Here is a 19,083-nt window from a genome sequence, read left to right as displayed (position 1 = left end):
GGGCATTTACCCCCAAGCACATTGATTCTCGTGCGTCGGACAGACGATCGATCGACGCAACAGTACACTACATATCGGGATTAGCTTGAGGCCGAGTCTACATCCGCGCCGGCAAACGCCTCGCCGCGCCCCTGCCCGATGTGCCCAGCCGTCGGCTGGGCTTGTCCCGCCAGGCAATCTCGGATGGCCGCATCGGCAAAATCACTTTGTTCACAGATCAAATGACAACCACCTCGGCTTCACCACTTGCGAACCAATCCCGCTCGACGACGTTGCGCACCAGCTCCTCGGGCGCCTTTGTATAGCATACGATGGCCAGGCTCTCCTCCGCCCGACTACACGTGACATAGAGGAGGCGCCGGGTTCTGTCGTTGCTGATTTCCGAACCGGCGGCCAGATTCTTGCGGTCGGTATCGCTGGGCGGTTCAACGCCAAAGAGCTTGTCGTATTTGAACAGGAAGCCCCGCGCCTCCTCGTCACTTATAACCACCATGACGCGCGGAAACTCGAGCCCCTTCACGCCTTGATGTGTACCAAACGGTGATCTTCCGCTGACGTATTCGTCATAGGCTTCAATTTGCTCGAAGTTGGTGTTCAGCATCTCGCGCCAGGCCAAGACTTCTCCGGGCTCTCGTTCATCATTCTCATCCGAAAAAGTATCGTCCGGCGCCGCAAACGGCGCCAACGCCTCCGGAACATCAAAGAGCCCGCTGGCCGCAACATTCTCCAGCACTTCCCGGAACGTCGGCTTGTGCGACGAAGCGAATAACGCGAGCAGAGCATCTGCCGCGTTCTTCGCAAGTCTGAGCTGCTCGCTGCCCCCTGATTTGAGAGCGTCCGGAGCTAACAGAGGTGAAGACTGGCGAACAATGCTGGCGAGGGCAAACGCGTCATCTGACCGCAGCGCTTTGACTGCCGGCAGCACCTGTCGACTGAAGAAATTCAACGACGGAGACGTTCCTTCGAGAAGCGAGATCTGAACGCGGTTTTCGCGATAGAGCGGGCGAAACATCTCGGCAAAGCCAAACCGCACCGCCGCCATATGGTGTTCCAAAGTCAGCGTTTTGAAGTTGCGAGGCTGATCTTTCCAGGCTGGATCGCCTGTGACTTCCGCCATTCTATTGGCGACATGCTGCTCGACGCGCTGCTTATCGCTGTCGGCTTCCTGAACCGCGAACAACCTGACGTGTCCCTCCGGCTTGTCCGCGCGCCCAATCTGGGTGACGTCATCCACTTCGCTGCGAATGCGGTTAAGCAGGCGGATGACCCGGTGAGGACACCTATGGTTCATAGCCTTGCGCGGGAAGACCCAGCCGTCCAGGCCCTGGCCAAGATCCACCTTACCATCGGCGTAGATGCGCTGCATCGTGTCCCCGAGTAAGCCGAGCCCAAAATGCTCCGCATTATCACGCTGAACTTTCAGCAAAGCTTCCATGAGGTGACGGTTCGTATCCTGGCTCTCGTCGACCAGCAAAATCGGGTATCGCGAAATCAAGAGACGCTGAAGCGTACCTTTTGACGTGAGAAACTCTGATGTGATGCCAATCACCTCAGCGTGGTTCAAAGCGTCTCGGGTCCGATTGTCTCCAGTCGGGCTGTAAACGAACTTCACTATTCCATCGAGAGCGGTCAGACGCCGCTTCCGGCTCTCAAGCGAACGGACATTCTCTTGGTAGGTCTTGGTCGACCGATTCTTCGTACCGGCGACTATTGTCTCAAGCTCCGCAATTCGTTTCGTCAATGACGTCCTTACCCACGACCGGATGTCCTCATTGTGCCCGGAGATCAAGGACCAAGCGAAGGCATGTATCGTCGAGACGTCAATGCGCGGATCATAATCCAATCGGCGAAGAATCTCGTCGCAAGCCGCATTGGTATAGGTGATGACACCGAGCTTTTGCCGGGACAGCGCCAGACGCCGTCCAGAACTCTGTCTTATGTGCTTGATGGCCTCCACCAAAGAACGCGTCTTTCCCGAGCCAGCACCGGCAAACAGAAAGAAGCTTTTGGGATGGTCCAAGTCCAAGCACGTCGCAATGACCCGATCGGCGTCTGAATCGCGATGATCATCTTCGCTGCGTAGATGGTCAGGCATCTGTGGACTCCGGTTCCGTCGAGAGCAGTTCAACCTGCTTTCTTCTCAGTTGAGTATCCAGCCACTCAAGCCCCTCTCCGATGTAGCGCGGGATCTTGAGACTTTCGAAATCCTCCGCCACCAGAATATTCAGTGCAAAGGCTCCTTTGTCCGCATTGTTTCGGAGAGCCTCAAACAGCTGTTCTCCGATCTTTGCGACGTCCGTTGCTCCCGCAATCGCCTCTCTGAACTTTCGGACCAAGCCCGCGCCTTCCAAGCGCCCGAAGAACGCCATGTTCTCAAACGCGAGCGCATCTTCGAATGTGTAAGGCAGAGCAGCTTGCGCAGTCGTGGCGGTCTCTGGCCAAATGACCTGGACCGGCGTTTGGTACGCCACGCAGACCTCGTGCATCAGATCACCCGGAAGCTTCTTGATTACGGTTCCATCCAGCAACTCATCAAGGCTCGATTTCTGCGGCAACCAGGTTTTGAGCGTGTCGTTGTTCGTCGTAAGCCCGGCGCCCAGCTTCGGCTGGGCGGCGTGATAGCTGATCTTCTCCTTGGTCGACTCCGTTGCAGGAGTCACTTTCTTCCCCTGGGCATCGAGATCTGTGATCACCAATGTGGTGAGCCCTAGGTGATGGACGAGCGGCTTCAGCCTGTGCGCATGGCTACCGCCGACCTCGAGAATGGTGACATACCCTTGGTCCACCCTTGGGAAGCCGCGGCGAATGAAGTGAGGAAGTAAAACGCGCTCGGCAGTTCCCTCGACAAGGATAAGAGCATCGGCAAAGAATAAATCCGCGTGCTGGGCACGCAGGTAACGAGCGACAAAGCGCGATGTCTCATCCGACTTTCCGAACGCATTGGTGAGGTTCACGACGATGGAGACGGGAACCGCAATGCCGTTCAAGCCCGCAGGAAGGCGTCGGAAGTACCTCAAGCAATCATACTGGATTTCGTGAGCGACGTGACTGGAATGCGTGCTCACAATTAGCTGAGTCCTCAGCAAAGTGCTGGAACGCAAATCCTCATGCGCCCGGAGAACGTCGTATGCTTTCTTGATAAATACTTGTTGGACTTGCGCGTGCAGGTGCGCTTCCGGCTCTTCAACAAGCACGAGATGCAAGGGCTCGAATTCAGTCGCGTTGGGGTTACGTGCAGCCTTGCCAACCCGCATCCACGCGTCGCGAAAGCTCATCAGGCGGAAAATCATGGAGATAAGGTTCTGATAGCCGAGGCCGTTGTTTGCCTCCGGTAATCTTGCGATCGGCACCAATTCACCGCCTTCGCGTACCACGTCCACTTCGAAGGTAATGGCGGTCTGATGGTTCAGACCGTCTACAGGATGTATTCGGGTCGCTACCCGCGGCTTGGGATCCGTGACCCCGGGGTATCCAAGCCTCTCGACCTCCATGAAGGCGCCTTTGAAGCTTTCGGTGAGGCGGAGGTCGAACGCTTGCTGGGCGGCTTCGATCGCTCGAAGCGCATCCAGATCACTCGCTTCCGGGTATTCAGAGGGATCGAGATGCGTTCGATAATAGGCCCGCAGCTGCTCGGATAAGCGTCCTGGCGAGCGTGTCGTAAGACCATCTTCGTCCTCTCGCTCATTCTGTGTGCCGCCAAATCCTCGCTGAGCGTTGATCTCGTTTACTCGTATCAGGCCGGCGAGTGGATCACCGTCGAGCGCGGGAACGACCGGCGCGAGCTGCTGAGGTACGGCAATGGAGTTCGCGGGCTCGACAAGCTTCAATGGATCGAGCGGATAGGATCTTACAGTTAGATATTGATTTAACCGACGCGCCAGGAAATCCATCATGTCGGCCGGCCAGACTGTAAGGTACTTCAGCTCGTCCCCTTCAGATTCCGGCGAAGCCCCTGCGCCAGCCCCTCTTATGGCAGCCGCGTCCGTCATCGCCTGCACGAAGGCCTTGTGAAACTCTACGGGATCCTTCGGCTCCAGTCTCAATCGGACGCCAAGCAAACCGCCACTCCAATCCAACGTTGGCACCAGCTTGCTGACGTGGTGAAGTTCGGTTGGAGCGACCCGTAGCCAAACATCGATCGCGGGGAGGTGCGGTGTCCAGATATCGAGGCTGAGGTTTGGTGTGGTTCCGCCAGCGCGCGCCGCCATCCAATCTGCCCCGATCTTGTTCAGCGCCCCCCAGTGCACAAGTGTGATGTCATGGACTTGAAATTGGCGTTGCCTTGGAATGAGAAAACGCCGCATCGCCAGCATGGCCGACGTCTTACCGCTGTTGTTTGCCCCAACGAATAGGGTCTTTTCTTCCGCAAGGTCGATCCGGACAGAAAGCAGCTTTCTGAAATTGACGACTTCGATGAGACTCAAGTACATGTCGCTGTCCCTCCTAAGGGGGCAGCATATTCTGATGTCTACTATCTATAATAGGTCAACTCGCCCATTGTATCCGAATAGTTGTGGATACGCTATCAACCATCGAATAGTGTTGGACCGCCGAAGGCCTTGATGGACCTCCCGATGTCAGATTGGGTGATCTTCGGGCATGTTGTCTGATCGCCTGAGATTCGACGGCCGGCGTCCATCGAAGCAAGCACACCACCTTCGCATCAATGCTGCGCGAGATGATAGACGCGTCACAGACGCTGATTGCCGACGGTCGCGGGAGGCTCGTTTCCGTGCCGTGGCACACGTTGAAAATTGAGTGATGCTGGAAGAGCAAGAACCGACCGAACAAGAGACGATGTTTGAGGAAGCCCATCGGCAAGCCACAGAACGGATCAAGGCGTACGAGGAGCGGATTGTCACCGTCCTCAAAGGTCACTTGGCTGCCGAACAGGCCCTCAATTATTTGCTGACCGCGGGCAAGCGACGAAAGCGAGGCCGGAAATTTGCCGGCAAGATGTACGTTGCCAAAGAGCTCTTCGTGAAAGAGATGAATGAGGAACTCTGGAAGTTGCTCGCAGTCGGAAACGACTTGCGCAACTCTATCGCTCACGGCGATAAGCAGGGCACAATCGAAAACTGGATTATCGAGCTCCGCAAAGCCTTTATCGAAGCGAACACGCCCGAGCAAAGAAAGCACATCGAAGCGATGACCGAACCGCAAATGATATGGCATTCAGCCAATGCAGCAGCCACATCACTGTGGCGGCCGATATGATCGAGCGGCTGACCTAGGCGCCGCCATCGATTCGAGGAGCAGAGTGAACTAGCAATCCGAGTAGGCTTTTGAGTTTTGGATGCTCATGAAGAAACTACGGGATCGTCCAGCACGCAAATACGCCACCCTGACAACGAAATGTTCCAGCCCTCTAAGACCTTCGGCTCATGTCGACGATTTCGGCTTGACGGCTGGCCCCAATTTACGGTCGTCACCTGCTTCATGATCATCCGGCTGCATCCATTTTCACATCTCGGGCGTCCGTCGCGATCAACCTGATGGGACGCGCGAAGCACGCCGAATTGCATGACTTGGACGTCGGATCGTTTCCCGGATGGTGTTGCGGCGATGCTACGTCGGTTTGCGGAGGGGGCCCTTCAGCGAGTGCCCCAGCGAAGCGCTCAACATAACCTTGCGCGAAGGATTGTCACCCAAAGCGCTGCGACCGAGGGCTCGGTGAGCGAAGCCATAAAGGCCGGTCCACCACGACCCGCTATTTTGACGACGCTTCTCCCTTTAGCTCAGCAATCTGAGCATCGAGCCTGTCAAGAAGGTCTGACGCTGCAGCAACAAATTCGTCCCGATTGTTCGCGCGGACTAACCTCTCCCCACCGTTCAACACCGGTAACGGAGCCGGAAATCTTCCAAGCATGGCCTGCTCAAGACTCATGCCAATAATCGAAACAGCACCGCCAATACTAAGAGCCAGGTTACCGTGGATACCCGCTCGCATTTTACTCTCAGAATAGCCTGACGAATGCTTCGTCGTCTCGGAGAGAAAAGACGTAGTCCCTCATCCGGGCCGCACGCTTTTGAATGTCCGCCAGACCGAGCACTAGCAAATCAGCACGGGCCGCCGATCTCAACCCCTCCAGAGAAATGAGCGTAATGTTGGTCAGTCGGGCGGCCTCGATTGCGCCGGACTGGTGGCCCGATTCAGATACCAGAATCCCGCGATCGGCGCCGACATCCTCCACGATGGATTTGAGCGCGAGAACCTTCTCCTTTGGTATCGCACTCTTCCAGAATTTGCACTCGATGATCCAGTGTAGGTGAAGACCAAATCGGGAAAATCGGACCGAGACGTCGACGAGATGCTTCCCGCGTACACCCTGCACTTCGAGATCAGTTGTGGCTTCACAACCCAACTCGCGAAAGAGTGCTGCCGCGTGTTCCTGATACTGCTTCCATGCGCCCATTGAACCCTCCCGGATCAGTGTCGCACAGCGCGTTGGCGTCGATCAACCGCTGCGGCGTCAACGCCACGCCCCACTTCTCCTTCTGTCTGCCCCAGACACGACCTTCCCTCTGGCCGGAGGAAGCGTAATGGACGAGCGGATGTCTTCTACCGCAACTCCGCCGCTCTGGCGCGAAATGAGGGCTGCTCGTACATGGGCATTTGGTCGTTCTCGTCCCTAAGGTTCTTATCAACACTCCCTAAATTTTAGCTGCCAATCAAACGGGCCGCGGCAAGGGTGGCCAACGCGCTAGCTTTGTTGCAGGCCACGCATCAAAGCACTATGCGGGCACGGCTGCAGCAGCGGGCGGCTCCTCCGACGCGCGGCGCCCACGTCTCAACATCGGCAGAGCCGCAAGCCTGCCGATTGATGCGGGTCATGGACCGTCAGCTAGCCTTCCTCACCCGCGGCCCTTTGAGAAACTCCGAGAATGCCTTCAGGGTCGCTTCTGAAACATGATGCTCGATGCCTTCGGCGTCCGCCTCCGCAGTCTCCCGAGGCACGCCAAGCGCGAGCAGCATTTCCAGGACCAGACGGTGACGCGCGCGCACCCGCTTGGCGAGCGCTTCACCCTTCTCAGTCAGGAAAATACCGCGGTAAGGACGAGCCACCACGAGGCCTTCCCGCTTCAGCCGCGTGATCGTGTTGATCGCGGTCGGATGAGACACCCCGAGCCGCCGCGCAATATCGGTGGCGCGGGCCTCGCCGGTCGAATCAATCAGGTCGGCAATCAGTTCGACATAGTCCTCGAGGATCGCAGTCGAACGCGCCGAACGAGCTTTGCCAAAACGCCGCGCCTGCGCCTGCTCGGTGGGAAGCGCATGACGCGATGGCGCGGCCGCGGAAGGCTTTGGACGCATGTGAAAAATCCGGAATCTCAGAGCTCCGACCATGAGCCCTCGCTAGCGACATTGCAAGCTCACGCAGTTGCTTTCGCGCTTGTTGCAACAGCCTCGCAATTGCAACAGGCTTGACATTGTAGTTTTTGCTGCGCATTTGTAGCTTTAACTACATTTTGGTGTACCTACTAAGTGCCGCTTTGCCCGCGGTGCTGCCGCGGGGATAGAAAATGCACATTCGCTTAACTCGCTCGGCTCTTCTGAGCACGACGTCGATTGTCATAATGTGTCTGAGCGAATTCGCTCACGCCCAGCAAACCTCACCTGGGGCGACGCCCGCTCCACTGGCCGAGCAAGCGAGACCAGGCCAGCAGGCGCCCGCCGCTCCCGCGACATCCTCCCCATCCGAGGCGGCCGCACCGCCTGCTTCCCAATCATCAAGCACCGCCGCCTCGCCTGCGTCATCCGGCTCGCCGGCCGATGTGGACATTCCGCTGGTGACGGTCGAGGGCCGGCAGAAGAGGCTGGTACGCCGTGCCAATCGCGGAGAGACCATCGACCGGCGCGTGACGGAGGCACCGCCAGCGCCGGCGGCGCCCCAATCCACGACGCCGGATTCCGGCAACCCGCCCTTCGTGCCTTCCACCATCACGAGTGGTCAAATCCAGTCGAGCCCCACCCAGGGCTTCGGCAATCTATTCTTCAGCGCGCCCGGCGCCACGTCGGCCGGTATCTCGACCCAATCCTCGCGCCCGGTCCTGCGCGGACTGTCGGATGCCAGGGTCCGCATCCAGGAAAACGGCGTCGGCGCCGTCGACGTCTCCGACATCGCCCAGGATCACGCCGTGCCGATCGATCCGCTGGCGCTGCAGCGCGCGCAGGTGCTTCGCGGGCCGGCCGCGTTGCGCTTTGGGTCGCAGGCGGTCGGCGGCGTCGTCGACGTGACCAACAATCGCATCCCGACCGCCGCGCCGATCGGAGGCATGGCCGCCGAGCTGCGATCGGCTATCACCTCGGTCGACAGCGGCTGGGAAAGCGGCCTGCTGCTCGACGCCGGAAGCGGCAATGCCGCCGTGCATGCCGATGTCTACGGCCGCGGAGCGAAGGACTATCGTATCCCCAGCTACCCCTATCTGGCTCCTCCCGATCCCGCGCCGACATTCAACGGACGCCAACCTAACTCCGCGGCACATAGTGCGGTCGCATCGATCGGCGGCTCTTATCTGTTTGATGGCGGCTATGCCGGCCTGTCGGTCTCGCGCTTCACAAGCGACTACCACATCCCCGGCATCGCCACCTCCGAGGCAAAGCAGCACAACCAGCTCGAGCAAACCAAGATCGCGAGCAAGGGCGAATACCGCCCCGACGCAGCAGCCCTCGCAGCCGTGCGCTATTGGCTTGGCTTTTCGGACTACCGGCACGACGAGGTCGTCAACAACAGCGCGGTCCTCGGCGATTTCCAGAGCATCGGCGCAACGTTCAAAAATCGCCAGACGGAGGGCAAGCTCGAGTTCGAGACGCAGCCGCTCGCGACGCCGTTCGGCGCTCTGACGGGCATCGTCGGCACCCAGGGAGCCTACCAGCGTCTGGATACGGTCGGCCAGGCGATCCTGCGCCCGGCGCAAACCACGACGGCCGCCACCTATTTTTTGGAGGAACTGAAGCTCACCGACACTCTGCGTGCGCAGCTCGCCGGCCGCCTCGAACATGTCGAGGTAACCGGTACGGCATTCGCATTCCCGTCAAACTACCTGCCCCCGCCGAACGAGCCGGGCAGCACACCATCCGGATCGAGTTTCCTGCCGACCAGCATCAGCTTCGGGACGATCAAGGATCTCCCTTCCTACATTCAGGCGAGTCTCACGCTGCAGCGGATCCAGCGCGCCCCGCGCCCGCTCGAATTGTTTGCCGGCGGGCCCGACGATTCCGAGAAGACCTTCAAAATCGGCAATCCCGATCTGACGCTCGAGACCGCCAACACCGTGGAAGTCGGCCTGACGCGCACGCGTGGCGATGTCCGGTTCGATGCCCATCTTTACTACACCCGTTACAGCAACTTCATCTACGGCCGGGCGACGGGCAATTTCTGCGATGCGGATTTTTCGAGCTGCGCGCCCGCCAGCAGCGGCGACTACATCCAGGTCGCCTATTCGCAGGGCGATGCACTCTTCCGCGGCGGCGAGTTGACCTGGCAATGGGACGTGGCGCCCCTCGCGAACGGCATCTTCGGCGTGGAGGGACAGTTCGATGTCGTGCGCGCGACCTTCACCGACGGCACCAACGTGCCGCGCATCCCGCCGATCCGGGCTGGCGGTGGCGTTTACTGGCGCAACGACGATTGGTACGCGCGGCTCCATTACCTGCATGCGTTCAGGCAGAACCACCTTGCAGAGTTTGACACGCCGACTGACGGCTACGACCTGCTCAAGGTTCAGATCGAGCACCGGCAGCGATGGCGGATGTCGGCCTGGGGGCCGGTCGAAATCGCAACCGGCCTGGTCGGCGACAATCTGCTGAACGCCAACATCCGTAACTCAGTGCAATTCCACAAGGACGAGATCCTGCTGCCCGGGAGAACCTTCAAGCTGTTCCTCAATATGAAGTACGGGGCTGACGCGCCGGCCGATGCGCCGATCGGCGCGGCGCGCGGGCAGAACGCAACGTTCTTCACGAAGGCCACTCCTGCGCCCGCATGGAGCTGGAGCGGTTTCTATGCCGGCGGTCATGCCGGCTACGCCTGGGGCACGGCAAAGACCAATGCCGGCTTCATCGAAACCGCGACGGAGACGCCGCTGTTCGGCAACACGCCGGTCGCAAGACTCGATCATGCGAACGTCGGCATCCTGGCCGGCCACGACTGGACTGCGGGCCGCCTGGTCGCAGGCATCGAGGGTGATTTCACTTACGCAGACCAGCACGGCCGTTCCGCCAGCACGTGCCCGGGCGCGGTCTGCAATCCGGCGCTGGCTCCGCTTGAGGCGCGGATGTCGGCCGAACTTTCCTACCGATTCGACTGGCTCGCAACCGTGCGGGGTCGCATCGGCGTTGCGGTCACCCCGGAAACCCTCGCCTATGTCTCAGCCGGCGTTCGCTTTGGCACCGTCACGGCCTCCGGCTCAGTGTCGGGTACGACGGCTGCCGGCATTGGCTTCACGACACCTTACAGCGTGGATGGGTTCCGCCTCGGCTGGGCCGTCGGCGCGGGCATCGAGATGAGGCTGACGGGCAACTGGACCGGAACGATGGACTACCAGCATTCCGATCTCGGAGCGCTCCGTGCGACGCCGACCTTGCCTGACGGTGCGGTGACGTTGATCGATACCGACGGGCGAGTCAGGACCGATGCGGTGCGCCTCGGCGTCAACTACCGCTTCGGTGCCGCCGATCACCTGTTCGCGAGGAATTGACGGCTCCGTTAGACTGAACCGGCCGCTATTTGACCGTGAAGCGGATTGGCAGTCTCACGGCGACCGACTTGCCCGCAAACGTATCAGGCGGCGCAGGAAACGGCTGCGCCCGCTGGAGCAAGGCGATAGCTTCGCTGTCGAGCGCACTGGAGCCGGAGCTTTGCGTGACCAGCGCATCGCTGACCAGTCCCTTGCGGTCCAGCATGAACCGGACCTGCGTGATCCCCTGCTCATGGCGGGAACGTGCGGCTTCCGGGTAGCGCTTGTTGCGCTCGATCAAGGCGAGGATCTGCGAACGCCAGGTGGCGATCGCCTGCTCCGCTTTGCGGTCCGGCCGCCCCTGCGTCAGTGCCGTGGTCACCGGCCCGACGCGGTCTGCAACCGCAGCCGGTGCCGTCGTGGCGGCGGCGGCCTGCTGCTCGGGCACGGCTTCGGGCTGCGCCGTGGTCGGCGCATCGACGACAGCCTCGGGATTATGGGCCGGCGGCACCTCCGGCGTGTCCTCCAGTGCCGGCGTGTCGGGCTTCGCCTCTGGTCGGGCCTCGGCAGGCGTCTGCTCGGGGCCTGGCGCAACATCTGTGGGCATCGTAAAGGGCGCGGCCGACATCGGCGCAAGATCCACAACAACCGCGCCGGAGGATTCGTCCGGCTCCAGATAGTCCGGCTCGCCCCATGCGACCAGCGAGGCCGTGAGACCGCCGTACAGCGTGACCACGACAAGCCCCGAGAAAGTCCAGCGCCTCAGCTCCGAGGCGTCTTCAGCCGCAAGAACCGTCATGGCGCAGCCGACTGCTCCAGGCCGACCAGCGCAACCTTGAGGTAACCGGCACTCCGCAAGCCATTCATGACCTGCATCACCTCGCCATAGGGAACGGCCTTGTCGGCGCGCAAAAATATCCGGCTGTCCTTCCGGCCCTCGGTCGCGGCATCGAGCGCGGCGGCAAGCACCGCGCGGCTCACTGTCGCCTCGCCGACGAAGAGCGAAAGATCGGGCCTCACCGTGAGATAGACCGGCTTATCGGGACGCGCATGCGGCTGCGCGTTCGAAGCCGACAGGTCCACGGCGACATCGACGGTGGCGAGCGGCGCCGCCACCATGAAGATGATGAGCAATACGAGGATGACGTCGATGAACGGCGTCACGTTGATATCGTTGATCTCGGCGAGCTCGGTGCCGGACTGGCTGAGATTAACCGCCACGGGATCACTCCGCGGCCGCGAGCTGCGGTCGTCGCACGACAATCGCGCCGCCGTCGAGATCGCGGCCTGCGAGCCGCACGATCTCCGCAACGCCGTCACCGAGTAGTGCCCGGTAGGCAGCGATCTGACGGGCGAACAGGTTGTAGATCACCACCGCCGGAATCGCCGCGACGAGCCCGAGCGCGGTCGCCAGCAACGCCTCGGCAATGCCGGGCGCGACCACTGCCAGATTAGTGGCCTGGGACCTCGATATGCCTACAAAACTGTTCATGATGCCCCAGACCGTGCCGAACAGGCCAACGAAGGGCCCGGTCGCACCGATTGTCGCCAGCACGCCGGTGCCGAATGCGATGCGCCGGCTTGCGCCAGCCTCGATTTGCTGCAATCGGGACGTGATGCGAGCCTTGATGCCCTCGCTGTCCATGCGATCGGTGCTTAGGCCCAGCTCCGCGACAGCGCCGTCCAGCAACCGCGCTATGGGCCCCGGGGGCACCGTCCGCACCGCATCTTCGATGCTTCTGGCCTTCGCGAGCTCGTGCAGCGAGCGCCTCACGTTCCTCCGGGCACTGAGAATCTCAATCGTCTTGGACAGCCATACCGTACAAGTCACAAGGGTGGCAAAAGCCAGTCCAATCATCACCGCCTTTACGATAACGTCGGCTTGCAAGAACATGCCCCAGGGACTGAGGTCGCGAGGCAGGACGGCGCTTCCGATTGCCGCGCCTTCGGACGGGCTCTGCGCGTATATCGGTTCCATGGCGGCGGCCAAACAGAGCATGACGATCATGACGCGGCCAAGACTGCTGGTTCGAGGCCTCCTTACCGGCACAGCTGGACCGGCGCAACCGCGCGATACTGTCAACAACCGCATTGAACCAGGCCTCCAGGAAGATACTGCGATGATGCTTCTACATCATCATGTAGCATCCGCTACGTATTGCTGCAAATGCTAAGATGGGAGAAGAACGACGCGACTTCACCGACCTCGCGCTCATCGCGTTCCGCCGCCGGGCCATGGCTGCGTGGCCAAGGTCCATACTGGCGTCGCTGACGCCATGCTTCCGGCACAGATCGGCGACCGAAACGCTGCCCTCATGCTCCTTTAAGATTCCGATGATCTGCCCTCCGAAAAGCAACTATGCTTCATGCTCTGGTCCTTGCCTTGGGCCAGCTTCAAACTGAATTAAGCCGCGGGCAAGGTCACGCCCTCGTTGCTACGACCAGCGTAGATGGCCGCGGAGATCCAGGTCGAGTTGTCGTCGGCTTTTGTACGTGTTTGACTGCGGGCAATCTGCGAGCGACGTTGTTCCCATCGACGGGCAGCGTAAACTGGCCCGGCGGCTTTGATGCCCCGCTAAAAGCCGCCCGTGTGCGCGATCTACTTGCGCGCTTGCGCGGTTCGGACTTGCTCGGCAACGTTCGAAGCGCTACTCGCTCACCGTCGCCTCACGAATTAGGTCGCGCAGCTTCGCCGGCGTCAACGGCAAGAAGTCCGCCTTGACTCTGAAGGGCTTCAACGCGTCCTCGATTGCGCTGACTATGGCGGGCGGAGCGCCCATTCTGCCACCCTCGCCACCGCCTTTTGATCCCGTATTCGGTAAAGGGGATGGCGTTCCCACGTGGCCAACCCGGACATTTGGAAGCACTTCGTTGATACTAGGCAGGATATGGGTCGGCGAAGTTTGCGTTCAGTAACTGGCCATCGTCGCCGTACTTGTACTCTTCACAGACTGCTGAACCGATTCCCTGCGCCGTACCGCCGCGGACATGGCCTGCGAGTGTCATCGGGTTTACCATCGGGCCGCAATCATGCACGGCGACATAGTCGAGAAACTTGACCTTGCCGGTCTCAACATCAACCTCGACGACCGGCATGCGCGCTCGCCTCCAAAGCCTGGCGCTGCCGTACTTTTGCTTGACTTTGCGCGGTTGAAAATCCGCTTTCTAGGCCAACAAATGATCTCCCTTCGGCCCGAAGCGGAGAAGCAGTGGCTATGGCGCCGGCACGCGCACCGGTATAGAGGCGGATCAGCGGGAACCGTCCGACGTGTCTCAAGTCGCTCATCGGACAAGCTTGGATAGATCATGTACCGTCGTGTCGGTCCTCTGCTCTCGCATGGGACCGATTGATGAAGGCGCGCTCGACGCAATAGCCGGCCGCGAATGAGACTACTAGCGCAAGGCCACAGGCGATGTAGCCGTTAAAATCCCACAAAATGCTGACGCTGGCGCCTGCGATAAAAGTGACAGCAATGACTGTGTTGCGAAATGCGTTGACCATGTTGCTCCCCCAGCTCGTCGCGGCGGAACAACTTAGTATTGCGTCCATGACGATTAGCGGCGAAAATGGCCGACCCCTCGCCGTCTTTCTGCTCATCGAGCCGGCCACTTTCTTGCCGGCTAACTTTTCCGCGAGCCACTCGTCAATTTCAGTCTCGAACCATCCAATTCGGTTTCCTCTAGCGTAACACGACGGGGATATTGTTTTTGATCTTCCAGCCGCCGCAGCAGCAGAAAACGCCTTGGCGCTGCCGCTTCCGGCAATTCACGAGACAACACCCTTGTGGTTGTCTCGTTGATACAGCATCAACGCTCCGGATGGGAACGTGTTGTTCATCCACGTCCCCTTGGACGCTGGAAACGCCAGCTGCAAGACAGGGCCAATGTCATTGCATACTTCAACCGGCATGCAGTGATGCGGCCTGCTTCTAGCCCATTGGCGGGCTATCTCCGAGAGCAGTGGTCGCCTCTTCGCGCGCAGCCTTGATATGGGTAGCTCCGCACCTGCATCGTGGCGGATGAATTGGCCGTCGTCGCGAATATTGAAAAAATCTCTTTTCGGGGTCACTCAAACAGCTCTTGCGGCTCCAGAAAGATCTGCTGCCATCGAGGTGCCGCCGCTAGCTCAAATCGAACTAGCGATCGCGCTCTCGTCGTGTCCGAAGCAGTCCATGCACTTCTTGGAGGCAGTGCTGTGTCCAGCACGAGTATTCCAGGATCCGCTTGTTGCCTCGCTCGGAAGCCAGAACTCTGCGGCTTCCCTGGCTGCAGCTACGGCGCTCTAAATCAAGGCAAATGCGAGCAAGCTAGAGCAGAGAAGCGCGATACCGACAGCGGTCAGGGCCAAGAGGCTACCCGAAACAAAGTCGTGATCGCGCATGGAGCCGTTCCTCGATTGCGCCAAGAAGCAAAAATACAGCCACCGCTGCTTTCCCGCCCGATCAGCATTTTTGTTCAAATCCGATGCAAAATTCCTTCGCTTCTCGATTGGTGATGCATGTTTTCGTCGTTCTCAGGGACGAGTTTGCTGTTTCGCGGCAGGACTACCAGCATAACCATTACCGGCTTTTGCGAACCGAAGGTGTTCGCGCCTCACGAGCCGCGGGTTCGTAGTTATCGCTTCGCGGCCCTTGTGAAAGCATCGGAGCGAGCCGTTTCATAGTTGCTACATGGCTTTCGGATTGATTTCGTCAAATGCGCGGCTTCTTCATTCTTCTTGTGACCTTTGCGATCCTGGTGTCCGCACGCGTTCAGCTCCATACTGACTTCGTGCCGCTGCCGACTGCGCCCATGCCACCGGCCAATGCACCATAGCTCCACGACGTCTGGAGCCGCAGCAACTTACGCGCTGGACTTCCGAGGAAACATAGCGACACAATACTTTCGATCTGCACCGCAGCTTTCGTCGCGAGCACTCGGCCCGCCCTCGCCTGGGTCAGCCAGGTCATTTTACGAATGCAGAACTGGCGCAGCGGCACCTAAGCCCCACGTCGAAGCATTTGGCCTCTAAGCTCCTGTTAAGCTCAACTTTCCGAATGGCCGCCGTCTATGGCAGTTGCAACTCGTTCGAAACCGGCCTGCTTGCGGGAACCCGACCTCATCGCGGCGGTGATCCCCGGAACGGGAGCAAGATGACAGCACGTGGGAGCTGAGACTCTGGTAACTCTCACAAGTTCGACTTCCTGACGCCATATCACATCATCGACAGGGTACTAAGTGTACCGAGTGCACGGAGCCTGGTCGGTTGAGTGCAAGGCTGCCTTTAATCTGCCCACGCCGCTAAGTTTTCACTGAATGAGCTCTTGTAAGCGGTCTGGCCTAAGATTGCGTGGAGCGCCTTCTTCCTCGGAGACGGTCAACTCTGAGATTCGTAATGTTCCCCTGATGTACAGCATCATTAGAGTCGCCTACCGCCACATGCTCGGCGCGTGGCGAAGCGCATCGAGGCCAATCTGCTCGAGACGCTCGCGCGTCCTCTCACCTTTGCTGGCGGCTTCCAGAAGCTTCGAGGCGACATGTGCCCGCACGCCACCATCACTCCCAGGCACGTTTACACAGACGGTTTCGAGGATCTCCCGCAGAAGTGCTGTGGTAGTGGCGTCCAACATCGGAGAATCCCCCAACTTGAAGGCGATGATAGCACAGCGCGCTTCCTAGTTGAATTGATCGAGTAATCGAAGATCCAATACCGCTTTTTCGTTCGATCGATCGTCTGCCTCAGCTCCCTGCTCCCTGCTCCCTGTGCCTCCGCCTCCCCTTTCACGGCATGTGGCTACGGCCTGCTGGGCCAATTCCGATGCTTCACTCTTCACTTGTAGTCTTGCAGCCCTAGCGAGACGGCCATCGCACGCGCGGCGTCCCTAAACGCCAAAATTCTGCGCTGGAGCGGGGATCTTCGGAGAATTCCACCTTGGCGATCGTGCGAAGTTGCGGCGCATGTGCATCGAAACGGCGACTGCCGGGAGCGGAGCAATAGGAAGTGACCTACGCCCAGTACTCCCAGCTCACAGTCGGTCGGCCCAACAGCCTGGTCTCTGTCGAATTCTGAACCCAAACAAAGTTGAGGATCGAGCACCTTGCATACAATGGCGCCGATCTCGTCCGCCCTACAAGACACCCGGAAACAGGCCTGCGGAGGATGGCGAGGAGGTCCGTCGCTTCACGCGCGAGATCCGGTTGATCAATGCGTGCCTGAATGATCTTCTTCATCGCCGCGCGCTGCTGCGCTTGGCATTACCGGGACGCAAATGATGCTCTTGATGGTTGGCGGACCTGGACGAGAACAAGGGTGTTCCGGTCAACGTGCTTGCAAAGCTGATGAAGGATGATTCATCTTTCGTCACCATGCAATCGAAGCTGCTGGAGAGGAAGAGATTGCTGCGTCATCAGGCCATGCACGCGAGATGCCCGGGTCATACATCTTTCATTGGCAGACAACGCCAGCAAACGTCGCGCGATTATCGCCGCGAAACAGGAAAAGCTCGATCGGTTTGTTTTTAGAGACCTTGCTGTTCAGGAGGTGGGCAAGCTGGGCAACAGACTTAGCGCGATCAGGCACCGGCTGCAGAACGCTTGCCTGGCAGACCAACAAGGATCCTGGGTGTAGTCCGACAATCTTCTGAATGCGCGGCGTATTCTTTGCGCGATCTCGGCCCCTGATGTTTTGATGATTCACTCGGGCGTAAGCCCCTTGTTAGAGAGGGACCGATGAAAAGGAATCAAGAGGGAGAGTCAATTGGATCGTCTGAGCGGTCACGTCCTAAACTACCGGAAAGATCCAAAACCAAGAAACCGCGACCATGAAAAGGCGTGCCCTGAAATTCACAAAGTCCGAGCACCGTCCTCCTCCATCCTCCTGAAGGCTATTGCTCCGCAATCTCATAATCTAATCGGGTGTCCCGACTTCGCTGCCAAGCCCCTGCTGCCACTTCGAGAGGGGCTCTGGCCCCCCTCTATTGACCTGCGTGGATGGCAGGTCCGCTATCCGACGCGCATGCGATCGTGCCATAGGAGAACGTTTTCCAGCTTGTTGCAACCCGCATGGTGGTTCTCCGTATAGGAGCGACACAACAGACGCCAGCCGCGGCGCCTAAGGCCCCGCGCCGGCGAACTCCATACCATGGAATGTAGCAGGTTGGCAGCGGTCCCTGCCCTAGTTGTCGGCCCTGCCTTGCAAGCCTCACCACGTTAATTGGGCGCAGGCCAACCCGCCCGTGCAACAGCTGTGTCCGGATTTTGGCGGCGCAGCACATGTCGTCGCCTACGCTCTAATCGCGAAGGGGGCGGAGGTTTCGCCGGAGTTCGTGAACCAGTTACGTCGTGGAGGGGCAACTTAAGGCGCGGACCCATTTCAGCAAAGCCGGCCTTCAAATACAACGCTGAATTCGGACTGCGACTCCACACCGGTTGCTTGGGAGCCCCGACTTCAAGTTGCCCCCAGCCCTTTGCGGTACCGAGGGCCACGGCCGCCTCGATGAGGCTCATCGCCACCCCAGACGAGCGGTGGTCCGGCACGACATATAGTTCAGTGATGATTCCGTAGGGGCCGCGCGCAAAAAGCGAGATACTTTCCGCCACCATGATAATGCCCACAGCGCGCTCTTCGACAAAACCGAGAAATCCATGAATGCGCTCTTTCGTGGCAAGCAGGTCGGCCACCAGCCGAGCATCCAGTTCGGCCTGCACGTCGCTAGCGCCGAGTTCTGTAAGTAGAGCCCCAACCATCTGGCTCACGGTTGTGGCGTCATCGACAGAAACTTCACGCGTGCTCACCATTTCACAAGCTCCTTCATCAACCAGAACACGCCCCGCACCGCCGGCGTAGACCAAAAGGTGCCGCCGCATACGTGCTTGTGCAGATATGCCTCCATATTGACGCTCAGATGACGCCCTGTTCACAACAGGGAGACAATAAGCGTTGATGTCGCCGACGGCTGTAAGGACAACGAAAGGCTTGAAAGTGAACGCGACGCCTTCTCATTCATCCGAACGTTCAACCCGATTGTGTACTCGTGACAACACGAACCATAGTTTTGCTCGCGCCTACCGCCTACACGGATTCGTCAACGACCTCATTCCAGCTCATCAGCGCTTTCTCAGGAGAGCACTATGACGAACGAAGAGTCACAGAGACTAACCGGCCAAGCCAGTCGAAGACGAACTCTTTTTCAGCGCAACCGGAAAATCAGCTTTCTAAGATTCACGATGTGCAGATTTTTTTTGCAGGGCGAGCCAATCCGCCTCTCCGAGAGCGTTCTCGCCTCCATGTCGATTTTCCCTCGATCCGTTTGTAAATCTAGATCGCCAAATAATGTTACGAAGCCCGCAGCTGATCGCGGGGCGACAGGAATTCGCTGTACTGCTAAGCCTACCCGGAAGATCGCGCTCGCGCGAGGATTTAGG

General features: G+C 59.4%; 13 protein-coding genes and 1 pseudogene. 3 read left to right on the top strand and 11 right to left on the bottom strand.

Annotated features, from left to right (window positions below; all coding sequences use genetic code 11):
- Positions 1-217 precede the first annotated feature (217 nt).
- Both I6F12_RS10875 and I6F12_RS10870 read right to left on the bottom strand, forming a co-directional pair.
- Positions 218-2,095 (bottom strand): UvrD-helicase domain-containing protein, encoded by a 1,878-nt coding sequence (locus I6F12_RS10875; RefSeq protein WP_225156195.1) that lies wholly within the window; start codon positions 2,093-2,095, stop codon positions 218-220.
- Positions 2,088-4,430, bottom strand: coding sequence for an AAA family ATPase (locus tag I6F12_RS10870; protein ID WP_225156194.1), 2,343 nt, complete (start codon positions 4,428-4,430; stop codon positions 2,088-2,090). Before I6F12_RS10870 ends, I6F12_RS10875 begins: the two co-directional genes overlap by 8 nt.
- Before the next feature lie 328 nt (positions 4,431-4,758).
- Here I6F12_RS10870 and I6F12_RS10865 point away from each other — a divergent pair, with 328 nt between their 5' ends.
- Entirely contained in the window at positions 4,759-5,217 is a 459-nt protein-coding gene (locus I6F12_RS10865; protein ID WP_225156193.1) for a hypothetical protein, read from the top strand.
- Between the two features lie 740 nt (positions 5,218-5,957).
- Here the strand turns inward: I6F12_RS10865 and I6F12_RS10860 are convergent.
- Together I6F12_RS10860 and mntR are read right to left on the bottom strand one after the other, a co-directional pair.
- Entirely contained in the window at positions 5,958-6,416 is a 459-nt protein-coding gene (locus I6F12_RS10860; protein WP_225156192.1) for a restriction endonuclease, read from the bottom strand.
- A 425-nt stretch (positions 6,417-6,841) separates the two neighbouring features.
- A complete protein-coding gene (mntR, locus tag I6F12_RS10855; protein ID WP_225156191.1) occupies positions 6,842-7,315 on the bottom strand; it encodes a manganese-binding transcriptional regulator MntR in 474 nt (157 codons plus the stop codon).
- A 461-nt stretch (positions 7,316-7,776) separates the two neighbouring features.
- Here mntR and I6F12_RS10850 point away from each other — a divergent pair, with 461 nt between their 5' ends.
- A complete protein-coding gene (locus I6F12_RS10850; RefSeq protein ID WP_225156190.1) occupies positions 7,777-10,701 on the top strand; it encodes a TonB-dependent receptor in 2,925 nt (974 codons plus the stop codon).
- Between the two features lie 25 nt (positions 10,702-10,726).
- Here the strand turns inward: I6F12_RS10850 and I6F12_RS10845 are convergent, their stop codons facing one another.
- The 6 genes and pseudogenes from I6F12_RS10845 to I6F12_RS10815 all read right to left on the bottom strand — a co-directional run bounded on the left by I6F12_RS10845 (position 10,727) and on the right by I6F12_RS10815 (position 16,289).
- Complete coding sequence (locus I6F12_RS10845) at positions 10,727-11,479, bottom strand: energy transducer TonB (protein ID WP_225156189.1); 753 nt, start codon at positions 11,477-11,479, stop codon at positions 10,727-10,729.
- A complete protein-coding gene (exbD, locus tag I6F12_RS10840) occupies positions 11,476-11,901 on the bottom strand; it encodes a TonB system transport protein ExbD (protein WP_225156188.1) in 426 nt (141 codons plus the stop codon). Before exbD ends, I6F12_RS10845 begins: the two co-directional genes overlap by 4 nt.
- A 4-nt stretch (positions 11,902-11,905) precedes the next feature.
- Positions 11,906-12,688, bottom strand: a complete 783-nt coding sequence (gene exbB, locus I6F12_RS10835) for a tonB-system energizer ExbB (protein WP_225156187.1) — start codon at positions 12,686-12,688, stop codon at positions 11,906-11,908.
- Between the two features lie 247 nt (positions 12,689-12,935).
- Positions 12,936-13,048: pseudogene (locus I6F12_RS10830) on the bottom strand (transposase); the annotation flags it as partial.
- A gap of 509 nt (positions 13,049-13,557) precedes the next feature.
- Entirely contained in the window at positions 13,558-13,776 is a 219-nt protein-coding gene (locus I6F12_RS10825; RefSeq protein ID WP_225156186.1) for a molybdopterin cofactor-binding domain-containing protein, read from the bottom strand.
- Positions 13,777-16,088: 2,312 nt separating this feature from the next.
- Positions 16,089-16,289 carry a hypothetical protein gene (locus I6F12_RS10815; RefSeq protein WP_225156185.1) on the bottom strand — a complete coding sequence of 67 codons (201 nt, stop codon included), beginning with the start codon at positions 16,287-16,289 and terminating at the stop codon, positions 16,089-16,091.
- Between the two features lie 655 nt (positions 16,290-16,944).
- Between I6F12_RS10815 and I6F12_RS10810 the strand changes: the two genes are divergently transcribed.
- Positions 16,945-17,181, top strand: a complete 237-nt coding sequence (locus I6F12_RS10810) for a hypothetical protein (RefSeq protein WP_225156184.1) — start codon at positions 16,945-16,947, stop codon at positions 17,179-17,181.
- Positions 17,182-17,868: 687 nt separating this feature from the next.
- Here I6F12_RS10810 and I6F12_RS10805 read toward each other — a convergent pair.
- Complete coding sequence (locus I6F12_RS10805; RefSeq protein WP_225156183.1) at positions 17,869-18,456, bottom strand: GNAT family N-acetyltransferase; 588 nt, start codon at positions 18,454-18,456, stop codon at positions 17,869-17,871.
- Positions 18,457-19,083: the final 627 nt, after the last annotated feature.

Source organism: Bradyrhizobium sp. IC4059, assembly GCF_020193615.1.
Classification (GTDB): Bacteria; Pseudomonadota; Alphaproteobacteria; order Rhizobiales; family Xanthobacteraceae; genus Bradyrhizobium; species Bradyrhizobium yuanmingense.
Note: the sequence above shows the minus strand (reverse complement) of the source record. Positions and strands in the feature narration are given on the sequence as shown.

Excerpts from the sequence above, each read along its gene's own strand:
- I6F12_RS10825 (WP_225156186.1), bottom strand. The coding sequence starts at position 13,776 with ATGCCGGTCGTCGAGGTTGATGTTGAGACCGGCAAGGTCAAGTTTCTC.
- I6F12_RS10860 (WP_225156192.1), bottom strand. The coding sequence starts at position 6,416 with ATGGGCGCATGGAAGCAGTATCAGGAACACGCGGCAGCACTCTTTCGC.
- mntR (WP_225156191.1), bottom strand. The coding sequence starts at position 7,315 with ATGCGTCCAAAGCCTTCCGCGGCCGCGCCATCGCGTCATGCGCTTCCC.
- exbB (WP_225156187.1), bottom strand. The coding sequence starts at position 12,688 with ATGATCGTCATGCTCTGTTTGGCCGCCGCCATGGAACCGATATACGCG.
- I6F12_RS10815 (WP_225156185.1), bottom strand. The coding sequence starts at position 16,289 with ATGTTGGACGCCACTACCACAGCACTTCTGCGGGAGATCCTCGAAACC.
- I6F12_RS10875 (WP_225156195.1), bottom strand. The coding sequence starts at position 2,095 with ATGCCTGACCATCTACGCAGCGAAGATGATCATCGCGATTCAGACGCC.
- I6F12_RS10845 (WP_225156189.1), bottom strand. The coding sequence starts at position 11,479 with ATGACGGTTCTTGCGGCTGAAGACGCCTCGGAGCTGAGGCGCTGGACT.
- I6F12_RS10805 (WP_225156183.1), bottom strand. The coding sequence starts at position 18,456 with ATGGTGAGCACGCGTGAAGTTTCTGTCGATGACGCCACAACCGTGAGC.
- I6F12_RS10870 (WP_225156194.1), bottom strand. The coding sequence starts at position 4,430 with ATGTACTTGAGTCTCATCGAAGTCGTCAATTTCAGAAAGCTGCTTTCT.